Source organism: Methanomassiliicoccus luminyensis B10 (assembly GCF_000308215.1).
Lineage (GTDB): Archaea > Thermoplasmatota > Thermoplasmata > Methanomassiliicoccales > Methanomassiliicoccaceae > Methanomassiliicoccus > Methanomassiliicoccus luminyensis.
Window position 1 is genome coordinate 53,203 of sequence record NZ_CAJE01000019.1, and the last position, 9,204, is coordinate 62,406.

Here is a 9,204-nt window from a genome sequence, read left to right on the forward strand (position 1 = left end):
TAATGTAAGCATTATTAGGGCAATAATTGTTTGTATTTAGAGGATAAACTGAGTAAAAATAGGTTAAAAAGTTTGGGCTGCGGGCGATGATCACAATCTCCCCCGGATGTCGTGGAACGGGCCAGAGAGCAGGCCGCCGGCGTCCTTCCAGTCAGCGTACAGCCAGAATCCCAGGCCAGCCACCAGTAGGATGAGGCCGATGATCCCGATTGCAGGATTGCGGGTCGGGATCCACGCGAGGACCAGGATCGCCCCTATAATGACCGCGAACCAGTACCAATGGGCCAGGAGATATTCCAGGTCCGTAGGGTTCTGCGGCGGGGTGATGGGGTTGTACTGGTCATAGATATAATACTCCACGGTGTGCACCGTCAGATCGGTCTCCGTAATCGGAACCCCATCCAACGTCATCTCTTCGATGATGAAGTAGTCGCCTACGGCCAGCGAGAGATAGGCGATGTTGGAGAGCTGCGTGAGCTCCCCCAGGCTCGATGCGCTGCCCCAGATAACCGCGAATCCCGGTTGGGTCATGTTGTTGCGGCCTATCACCAGGTGCATATCCTCCAGGCTCACGTACGGGGCGAATACCGTAGTGTTGGCGTATGCCAGGGTGCCGTTGGCATAGTAAATCGAGCCGCGCACCTTGAGCTTGAGCGATTCCTGGCTGATGTTGACCGAGTCTGGGGTTTGCACGGAGTAGCTGCCGAACCCGCCCTGCATTTGATACAGATAGGCGAGGTAGATCGCATAGATCTCCTCCGGCGACATTTCCGCTAGCGCATCGGGATCCGGGAAGATTATATCCGGCATTACCCTGTTGTCGCCCCCGCCCTGAGACACCAGGGTATTATAGTACGCCTGGGCGAAGCTGTTCGCCTGGGCGTTCATGATATTTACCTTATCCAATATCGACGCCATGTTCTGGCGCATCGGGAACAGTTCTATGGCAACCTCTTCCTGGAAATAAATACCAATTGCATTAATAGTCCTGCATTCCAGGGCACCTCCAGTTCCCTGACCGAATACTACTATCTGGGACGCTATGCTCTCTGAATTAGTAAGGGCATTTGACATTAGACCGAACACCACTATATTGCTCCCACTGCCGGATGTATACGATATTTTGTACTCGCCAGACACCGGTACATTGATTATTTTGACGTCCCCGCCCCCCAGGGTAAGGCTCTGCGTGCTGCTGTAGGTGCCGTGGTCCACAATCTTCAGGTCGAATGTAACTATTGATTCGCCGGGCGGGTTTATCACCATCAGAGGACTGCCAGCAGAGAAGGTCGCCCACTTCGCCGTAGCGTCTGGTTTGAGGATGAGGCGCATCCCGACCTTAGCTATAAGAGGATTGTTGGTTTCCATCGTGGAGGGCACTTTGGTGCCTGTGCCATAGGTGTATCCCCATTGCATCCCCGAGTAGGTTCCGACAAAGGTATCAGCCAAGTCTGCGTTTGAGTTTAGTATGGCGTTGTAGGTCTCGGCGATCTTCCACATCATCGCCATGGTGCCGTTGGCGATCTCGCCTTCCGCAGCCACATAGTATGGGTCGTACGTGTGCGCAGTTTCTGCTGCTGTCTGCTCCTGGTAGAGCTGGAGAGCGGCCCACTCGGCCTTGCGGGCGTAATAGAGCGAGCTCATCTCATAGTTGTTAATATCGTTGGCCGCGCTGGTGTGGGCCAGGCTCAGATAGTTTTCATTGATATTCCTGAGAGTGCTAGCATAGAGGCCCTTAGCTTGAGGGTTGCCAGCGGACGATGCCGCCGCTTCCTGGGAGTCCTGGGCGAACCATCCTGCTATTGCTCCCCACACCCCGCCGACCACGGCACCGGCGACCGCGCCGGGACCGTCAGCGATGGCCCCGCCGATGAGGGCTCCAGAGCCCGCGCCGAGCAGGGCTCCACCTCCGATGATATTCCAATCCGTCTCTGCTCGCGCGGGCTGGGTTACGGGCGCGAAGGCCAGAGCCACAAAGGACAGAGCCAGTAACAAGGAAATAGAGGCCCCGGCAAAGCGCCGGGGATTGGTGTTTTTATCAGTCATACCGCCCACCTCACGCGCCGAAGAAGTGGACGATCAGCACCACGATCACCAGGAAGATGAAGCCGAAGAACAGGTAGATGTTCCTGAGCCATCCGAATAGGGCCAGCAAGAGGAACGCCAGCACGATCACGGCCCATTCGAGGATGGTTATGCCGCAGTACAGAGTGTTGGCGTCCGTCGTGTTCGTGGCTGCGGCGACGGTGCCCGTTAGTGCGGTCATGGCCAACGCCATCACGAGGGTGAGAGCGAAGGCCAGCATGGCCACCGGCCCGAGATTGGGGAACCGGGATTTGATTGCTTCTGACAGGTGCGTTTGTACCACCAGGCCATGATTAGCCTGAATAGGATATACCAATTATGAAACCCTGAAAAGTGAAAATTTAAATACGAGCGGTCAGCCGCGCCGCTCTTGGACCATGCGTTCGATGTCGTCTGGCGATGCCGATGCGAACAATTGATCAAGAGCGAGCTGCACGACCTCCGACTTTTTCAGCCGCTTTAGAGTTTTGAGCTTAGCGAGGTTTGCAGCCTGTTTGGGGCATATCTCGACCGTGACCCACTCGTAAAGGGTGTTCGGCTCGACCTTTTTGGTCAGGCGGCCTAATATATCTGAAACCATAGGAACACCGACACCGCGCCGCAGATCGTCCCCATGCACCACCCGTACAGAATGCCTTCATACCACTCGGCCGAGGCCGGGCGGCCGCGCCGCTCAAAGAAGGCCCTTATTTGATGCGATATTGCCGCATCATAGGCCCTAAATCGGGCGATAGTGCCGCTGTCCGGGAGCTGGTCGGCCTCTCCCTCGCCGGGAGCCTCGGGCACGTTCGCGGGCATGTTACGACCTCGCCCGCGCCGGCTGCGCAAGGACCTCATGAAGCTCGTCCAACGCCGGAACCTCTATTCGTCCGCCGGCCGCCCATATCTCTGACTTTACGTATGATTTATCCTGGCCGGTCAGCAAACCGTTGAAGGTCCTGGTGAGCGGTGCTGGCGACAAATATTCGCGCTCATGAGCGACCCGCCAGAGGTTATCCCTGGTGCGCTGGTCCGTCGCGTTCGGCAGGTACCGGCCGGCAGCGTAGCAGAACGCGCTGCGGCTAATCAAGCCGTGCTGCTCATGGATGTTGTCGGACTCATGATAGTGATCATAGAGCCGTTGCAGGATGAGGCTGATTTGTCTGTCCTTTTTGTCCACATTATCACCTGGTTGTCTATGTGATTGGTTTTGTGTGTGTGCAACCCCCCTGTTGCCCCTGGAACCTCTGGAACCGCCGTTGGAGCCCGCTGCGGCGGGCTCTCACCGTTTCCGGTCCAGCAGCACTTCCACTCGCCGTCGCCCCGCGACGGCCGCTAGCGTCCTCGAATAAGGCGCGGCGGAAACGCGGTTATCGAACGCGGTTTCGCGTGGAACCCGTTTCTAGGCCAGTATCGACCGTTTCTAGGACGATCGAGGGGGTCTCTGCCCGTCCTCTCCCCGTCCTAGGGGCTGTCCAGCCTAGGGGTCCTGCCTTTTCATGCGCTCCAGATGCAATACAGGGGTTGCACACACACATTTCATTTCCACGTATCCCGGCCTGCGGGACACGATCCTTAGCTACGCTGAGGACAGTGATCGGTGAAGCGGAGTGATCGGGCGCTCCGCGGTGATGCAGGACCGTTACTCGAGCAAGGGTCCTGCGGTGAGAGGGAAAGAAAGGAAAGGATTTCGTGGCAGTCATCAGCACCCGCTCCTGGCGTGGAAATTAGCTACCCACTCGTAGGCGTCGGGTGCATCGATGCCGAAGGCGGCCATAGCCTCCTCGACTTCTCTCTTTAGAAGGCTCATGGTCGCCCTGCTCAGGTCCATCATCAGAGCGTCGTTATGGAGGTTCTTGGGGCACCTGGCCACCTGCTGGGCCTTCGGCGGCTGCACCTCGGCCAATGGTGCTCCATTGTGGTCGACTTTGACGAAGCTGACCTGGACACCCTTGATCAGCGGACACTCGTGCAGGTTGGGGAGATCGGGCTCATCTATACTGACGGGGGCGTAGAATGAGCAGGGTTTGTCGATCGGGCACTTCTTGTCCCAGTTCACACAGTTGAACTTGCTCATCGTTGAGCCTCCTTACTGTTCCGGGACTCCCAGCGCAGGGAGTATGCCTGGTTGCACATCGAGCAAGGCTGCTGGGTGTTGACGAAGTTGATGACTTCCTGGGCACCGGCATCCTTAGTCCGTACCATCGGCGTCGACCTCCTTCGGTGGTGCTGCATCGCGCACCCTGATCAGCGGGACCTCCCGACGCCGCCAGCAATCCAGGGGCCCGACCATCGCCGGGTCTCTCTCGTCGAAGCCGCCGACCGGCACCGTCACGACGCCCGAACGGTGATAGGCCAGGCATTCCAGGTCAGTCAGGTTGGAGTCCTGGCACGTTGCGCACCTGCGGCCGCGCCTCCAGGGCTCCGGCAGCTCTACGATCGTACGGCGCTTCACGGCGGCCAGGCTCATTGGCGATCACCCGCCGCGATGGATCTATAGCCTGGTCCCGACTCCGGCCGAGGGGGGTCCCGTTGGTGTGATCGCTCCCTCTCGATGATCGCACGGTCCCTCTCGGACAGCTCGTTGAAGGTCAAGCTGCCGATGAAGCTCCCTCGCCTCGCGTCTTGGAGGTCAGGGATCACAGAGACCACCCCGCCAAGGCCATCAGGACGGCCGCTAGCAGGGCCATGCCTGCCCACAGGGACATGACGACGACCAAGGGGCTGCCGAGCACGGACGGCTCGGCGGCGAGGTCATATGCGGAGTAATCGCTCACGCGATCACCCCTTCGTTAGAGGGCCCGGCTGCATCCCCTGCCGAGCCCTCGACGTTCTTCCCACTCCTTTGAATGACTAGCCTGCCTTCAGAGATGGCCTGTTGAAGAACATGGTTCGAACGGGCCCAGGTCCGTATGTGGCCGAAAAGGGTGTCAATTTTTTGGGCAGTTTTGCCAGAAGCCAGTGAGCCAGGCATATCCAAATCCGGGTGGGCCCACTCAAAATTTTATCAGGAACATCGATCAAATCCGAACGATCTTCTCCCGCCAAGTCAGGTATATATCGCCCGTCAATAATTTGGAGCAGCACGGCGGATTCATGACGGCCGATCGTGCGCCCGATTGGTTTGGATGATGTCATGTCTGATTGGGACCCCAAGCAATACCTTAGATTTGGCAAAGAACGCACTCGGCCAGTATACGATCTGACCTCACATATAGGCCTGGATGAACCCAGACGCATACTGGACATCGGTTGCGGGCCGGGCAACAGCACGGCGGTATTGGAGCAGAGATGGCCAGGGGCCCACATCATCGGTTTGGATAGTTCAGAGAGCATGATAAAGAAAGCAAAGGAAGACCATCCCAACATCGAGTTCGTCTCCAGGGATGCGTGTGATGACCTATCCGACCTGGGTGATTTCGATATCGTGTTCTCGAACGCGTCGCTCCAGTGGATGCCGGACCACCCATCACTGATACCGCGCCTTTTCGGCATGCTGCGGGAGCGCGGGACCTTTGCGGCGCAGATACCGCAGTTCGACAGGATGCCGGCCTCTCAAGCTATCGATGAGGTGGTCGCATCCGATGAATGGAGAGACTATTTCCTTGATTTCAAGAGCGGACTGGTGCACAATCCTGACGAACTGTATTATGACATACTATGCGAGAGAGCAAGCTCCATCGACATCTGGGCGACCGAGTACCATCATATAATGCCAGACCACCAAGCCATAGTGTCAATGTTGTCATCGACGGGATTGAGGCCATACCTAGAGCGGTTGAACAGGGAAAAAGCCCGGACGTTCAAGGAAGCCGTTCTGGAGAACCTCGTGAAGAGATATCCGACGCGGGTCGATGGCAAGGTCCTGTTCCCATTCAAGCGGCTGTTCATCGTCGCAAGCCGCTGATGGCACTGAGCGTTGGGGCGGGGGGGGGGCAGCGTTCTGGTCCGGCCGCATTAGTATCACCCACGCATGGACCGTCGCAGCCTCGTCGTCCGAGGAGGCTTGATAAGGGGCACGTTCCCAAGCGGATATCATGCGCACCCGGTACCTGCATGATCTCTACGTCTACGCGCTCGGTTCGATGATCTACATGGACGTCATCCTGGTAGCGCTCATCTTCATGTACGGCGCCTTCGGCACCTGGGAGCCCCGGTGACGTCAGGTGCGGGTCCCCTTGGCGGCCTCTTTCACCAGGCCGCTGACCTCGTGCCGCTCCTGCTGGGGAAGTTCGGCCGCGCCCTCTTTCTTTGCCGGCGATGACGACAGGTGGTTGCAGAACAGGACGTTGACCCTCTTCCCAGACTTCTGCTCCAGCTTGGACAGGTGCGAGCCTACCAGCGATATCAGGGTGGTGTCGGTGTACAGGACGTAGTGCTTCCCCAGGCTCAGCTGCAGGAGGGCGTTCTCCAGGGCGTGGAAGGGATTGTGCACGTCGATCTTGCCCTCGCGGACCAGGCGGCGGGCCTTGGCCCCGTACGCTCCGGAGGAGTGGTGGAGGCCGTTCATCCGGACCGCCAGTGAGCGGACCTGCTCGGGGTAGCCGGGGTCCTCCACATCCACCACGTACAGGGTCCCCACCGGCGGGGGCGCCACCGTGGCGCTGGGGTCCAGGTCGGCCCTCTCCCCCGGCCGCCCCTCCAGGGGGAAGCACTTCAGGGCCAGCTCGGTAAGGCTGCGGGGGAACGGCATCTCCGGCCTCCCGGTGCGGTAGTAGGATTGTTGGTTCATCCTCACCACGAAGGGCGGGACGATGCGGAGCTTGTCCACCAGCTCGTGGCGGTCGAACAGCTCCTCCGGCGTTCCGGCGAACATCAGCTCACCCTTGGACATCACCATGGCCTCGTCGGCCCACTCGTAGGCCGTCTCGATGTCATGGGTGGACATTATCATGGTCATCCCGCGATGGTTCAGCTCATCGGACAGTTCGATGAGCTCGTGGACCATCTCCGAGTCCAGGCCGGCGGTCGGCTCATCCATTATGAGGACCTTGGGCCTCATGGCCAGCGCCCCGGCCAGGGACACCCTCTTCCTCTGTCCGAAGGACAGCTGCTGGGTCGGACGCTGTCGCAGGTCCTCCATCCCCACCAGGTGCAGCGCCTCGTCGATGCGCTTCTCCACCTCGTTCCGGTCCAGACGTAGGTTCATGGGCCCGAACGCCACGTCCTCCTCCACGGTGGTGGAGAAGATCTGGTCATCAGGGTTCTGCAGCACCATGGCCACCTGCTCGCGCAGAGAGGCGAGGCTCTTCTGGTCGTACTTTATGGGGGAGTCCTCGAACCATACCTCCCCTCCCTTGGGCTTGAGGATGCCGTTGAAGTGCAGGAATAGAGTGGACTTGCCCGCGCCGTTGGGCCCGAGGAGCACCAGCTTCCTCCCTGCCCCGATCTCCATGGTGATGTTCTTGAGGGCGGCGACCCCGTTGGGGTAGTTGAAGGTGAGGCCCTTGGTGCTGAGCACTGTTCGGCGGTCCATGATATCACAGTCTGAACATCGCGGTGAGGGACGAAAGGTCTACTAATAGTATGTTCGCGACGTACATAATGGCGAACATCCCGGCCGAGACGATGACCCACTTGGCGGTGATGCCGGCGGGGGGCCGGTAGCAGTGGAACTCCCCCCGGAAGCTCCGGCAGTTCAGGGCGACCTGGGAGCGGTCCGCTACGTCCAGGGAGCGGGTGAACATACCCACCGACATCCTGGCGGTGGTGCGGAACTTGTTCTTGAGGCCCCGCAGGCCCAGGCGGCACTCCGCGGCCACGTACATGGTCTCCAGCTGCTCCAGCAGCAGGAAGGAGTACCGGTACACCAGGACAATGAGCTCGACGATCTCCTTGGGCAGCCGCAGCTGGCGGAGGGCGTTGGCCAGGTGGGGTATCGGCGTGGAGGTGGCGAAGAACAGCATCACCGTCACGCCGGCGACGGCGCGCATGAACACCATGAGGGCCAGGTCCACCCCCTGCTGGGAGAAGTTCAAGGTGAACAGCCCCAGGTCCAGCGCCCATTTTGTATCCCCCGCCGTCACCAGCGCGATGACGAACGCCCCGATGAAGAAGATCAGGAAGCCCTCCAGCAGCGCGAGGGCGATCACCCGGGGGAACCGCAGCTTGGTGGAGGCGAACAGCAGGCCGAAGCCTATCAGGAAAATGAAAATTGGTATGGCGATGGACGAGGCTGCCAGCGACGACACCAGGAGCGCGATCGCCAGGACAAGCTTGCCCAGGGGCGACCAGTCCCGGAACGGCGAGGCGTAGGCGATCTCGTCCATCGCGAACATGTCTTCACGCGTTCCCAGGCTTGTTCTCGGAGAGTTCCTGCTGGCCCGCCTTGGCCGGTGCGGCGCTCGCCGCGCCCAAGGACTTCGGGGCGGCCCTCTTGCCCCTCTCGTAGCCGATGAAGTAGCCGATGATGACCGCGCCTATGGCGGCCTGCAGGGCGAACAGCAGGGAGGCGGTCTCGGCGGGAGGCTCCCAGATATTGGAGAACCAGGGCTCATAGTCAGGGTCGATCTCGGCGATCTTGTCCCCGCCCTCACCGTCGGCCCCTCCGAACTCGCTCCCCGGATTGAGGACGAAGGCCAGGACGCAGATGCCCGCGATCAGCGCGAACCCGATGGCATAGTTGATGCGAGAGTCCATGCGATCACGCCCCCGCCACGACTTCGGTGTCCTTCTTCTTGAAGAAGAGCTTGCCCTCCAGCAGGTCCGGCCTGGTCTTGGACAGGTAATCGAAGAACATGACCATCAATATGCCCTCCGCCACGGCCAGGGGGATCTGGGTGATGGCGAACACCTCGAGGAAGGTGACCAGCGAGGTGATCACGCTCCCGGCGGTGGGGTAGGCCAGGGCGAGCTGTATCGCCGTGACTACGTAGGTCACCAGGTTGGCGAGCGATGCCGTCACGGCAACGGTGGGCACCAGGCCGATCTTGGCCTTCTGCATGACCTTGAACACACCGTACGCCACTGCCGGCCCGGCGATGCCCATGGAGAATATGTTGGCCCCCAGGGTGGTCAGGCCCCCGTGCGCTAGGAGGATGGCCTGGAAGATCAGGACTATCGTTGACAGAACCGAGGTTATGGCCACGCCGTACAGCATGGTGGAGGCCCCCGTCCCGGTGGGATGGGATGAGGAGCCGG

15 protein-coding genes are annotated in these 9,204 nt (G+C 59.9%); 2 read left to right on the plus strand and 13 right to left on the minus strand.

Features of this window, described 5'->3' with window-relative positions:
* Positions 1–90: 90 nt before the first annotated feature.
* The 9 genes from WYS_RS15170 to WYS_RS16125 form a co-directional block, all read right to left on the minus strand.
* Positions 91–2,046 (minus strand): hypothetical protein, encoded by a 1,956-nt coding sequence (locus WYS_RS15170; RefSeq protein ID WP_019178214.1) that lies wholly within the window; start codon positions 2,044–2,046, stop codon positions 91–93.
* Between the two features lie 10 nt (positions 2,047–2,056).
* The gene (locus tag WYS_RS10940; RefSeq protein ID WP_147654289.1) at positions 2,057–2,368 is read right to left on the minus strand and encodes a hypothetical protein; all 312 of its coding nucleotides are present in this window, start codon (positions 2,366–2,368) and stop codon (positions 2,057–2,059) included.
* Positions 2,369–2,440: 72 nt separating this feature from the next.
* Entirely contained in the window at positions 2,441–2,665 is a 225-nt protein-coding gene (locus WYS_RS10945; RefSeq protein ID WP_019178216.1) for a hypothetical protein, read from the minus strand.
* Positions 2,647–2,883: a hypothetical protein gene (locus WYS_RS10950; protein ID WP_019178217.1), complete on the minus strand. Its 237-nt coding sequence runs from the start codon at positions 2,881–2,883 to the stop codon at positions 2,647–2,649. Before WYS_RS10950 ends, WYS_RS10945 begins: the two co-directional genes overlap by 19 nt.
* 1 nt (position 2,884) lies before the next feature.
* A complete protein-coding gene (locus tag WYS_RS10955; protein ID WP_019178218.1) occupies positions 2,885–3,244 on the minus strand; it encodes a hypothetical protein in 360 nt (119 codons plus the stop codon).
* 522 nt (positions 3,245–3,766) lie between these two features.
* Positions 3,767–4,141, minus strand: a complete 375-nt coding sequence (locus WYS_RS10960; RefSeq protein WP_026069039.1) for a hypothetical protein — start codon at positions 4,139–4,141, stop codon at positions 3,767–3,769.
* A complete protein-coding gene (locus tag WYS_RS16535) occupies positions 4,138–4,269 on the minus strand; it encodes a hypothetical protein (RefSeq protein ID WP_272898434.1) in 132 nt (43 codons plus the stop codon). The genes WYS_RS10960 and WYS_RS16535 overlap by 4 nt, the downstream gene beginning before the upstream one ends.
* Positions 4,256–4,519, minus strand: coding sequence for a hypothetical protein (locus WYS_RS10965; RefSeq protein ID WP_147654290.1), 264 nt, complete (start codon positions 4,517–4,519; stop codon positions 4,256–4,258). The genes WYS_RS16535 and WYS_RS10965 overlap by 14 nt, the downstream gene beginning before the upstream one ends.
* 184 nt (positions 4,520–4,703) lie before the next feature.
* A complete protein-coding gene (locus WYS_RS16125; protein WP_019178221.1) occupies positions 4,704–4,841 on the minus strand; it encodes a hypothetical protein in 138 nt (45 codons plus the stop codon).
* Positions 4,842–5,200: 359 nt separating this feature from the next.
* On the opposite strand from WYS_RS16125, the gene WYS_RS10980 reads away from it, so the two are divergent.
* Positions 5,201–5,971: a methyltransferase domain-containing protein gene (locus tag WYS_RS10980; protein WP_026069040.1), complete on the plus strand. Its 771-nt coding sequence runs from the start codon at positions 5,201–5,203 to the stop codon at positions 5,969–5,971.
* A gap of 130 nt (positions 5,972–6,101) precedes the next feature.
* Positions 6,102–6,224 carry a hypothetical protein gene (locus WYS_RS16540; protein WP_019178224.1) on the plus strand — a complete coding sequence of 41 codons (123 nt, stop codon included), beginning with the start codon at positions 6,102–6,104 and terminating at the stop codon, positions 6,222–6,224.
* A 2-nt stretch (positions 6,225–6,226) separates the two neighbouring features.
* Here WYS_RS16540 and WYS_RS15175 read toward each other — a convergent pair whose 3' ends face one another.
* The 4 genes from WYS_RS15175 to WYS_RS15185 form a co-directional block, all read right to left on the minus strand.
* Positions 6,227–7,540: an energy-coupling factor ABC transporter ATP-binding protein gene (locus WYS_RS15175; RefSeq protein ID WP_081579960.1), complete on the minus strand. Its 1,314-nt coding sequence runs from the start codon at positions 7,538–7,540 to the stop codon at positions 6,227–6,229.
* A 4-nt stretch (positions 7,541–7,544) separates the two neighbouring features.
* The gene (gene cbiQ, locus WYS_RS10995; RefSeq protein ID WP_026069041.1) at positions 7,545–8,342 is read right to left on the minus strand and encodes a cobalt ECF transporter T component CbiQ; all 798 of its coding nucleotides are present in this window, start codon (positions 8,340–8,342) and stop codon (positions 7,545–7,547) included.
* A gap of 4 nt (positions 8,343–8,346) precedes the next feature.
* Positions 8,347–8,703 (minus strand): energy-coupling factor ABC transporter substrate-binding protein, encoded by a 357-nt coding sequence (locus WYS_RS15180; protein WP_019178227.1) that lies wholly within the window; start codon positions 8,701–8,703, stop codon positions 8,347–8,349.
* 4 nt (positions 8,704–8,707) lie between these two features.
* Positions 8,708–9,204, minus strand: a 497-nt coding sequence (locus WYS_RS15185; RefSeq protein WP_019178228.1) for an energy-coupling factor ABC transporter permease, incomplete at its 5' end; no start/stop codon positions are given.

Excerpts from the sequence above, each read along its gene's own strand:
- WYS_RS15170 (WP_019178214.1), bottom strand. The coding sequence starts at position 2,046 with ATGACTGATAAAAACACCAATCCCCGGCGCTTTGCCGGGGCCTCTATT.
- WYS_RS10945 (WP_019178216.1), bottom strand. The coding sequence starts at position 2,665 with ATGGTTTCAGATATATTAGGCCGCCTGACCAAAAAGGTCGAGCCGAAC.
- WYS_RS10950 (WP_019178217.1), bottom strand. The coding sequence starts at position 2,883 with ATGCCCGCGAACGTGCCCGAGGCTCCCGGCGAGGGAGAGGCCGACCAG.
- WYS_RS10960 (WP_026069039.1), bottom strand. The coding sequence starts at position 4,141 with ATGAGCAAGTTCAACTGTGTGAACTGGGACAAGAAGTGCCCGATCGAC.
- WYS_RS16535 (WP_272898434.1), bottom strand. The coding sequence starts at position 4,269 with ATGGTACGGACTAAGGATGCCGGTGCCCAGGAAGTCATCAACTTCGTC.
- WYS_RS10980 (WP_026069040.1), top strand. The coding sequence starts at position 5,201 with ATGTCTGATTGGGACCCCAAGCAATACCTTAGATTTGGCAAAGAACGC.
- WYS_RS16540 (WP_019178224.1), top strand. The coding sequence starts at position 6,102 with ATGCGCACCCGGTACCTGCATGATCTCTACGTCTACGCGCTCGGTTCG.
- WYS_RS15175 (WP_081579960.1), bottom strand. The coding sequence starts at position 7,540 with ATGGACCGCCGAACAGTGCTCAGCACCAAGGGCCTCACCTTCAACTAC.
- cbiQ (WP_026069041.1), bottom strand. The coding sequence starts at position 8,342 with ATGTTCGCGATGGACGAGATCGCCTACGCCTCGCCGTTCCGGGACTGG.
- WYS_RS15180 (WP_019178227.1), bottom strand. The coding sequence starts at position 8,703 with ATGGACTCTCGCATCAACTATGCCATCGGGTTCGCGCTGATCGCGGGC.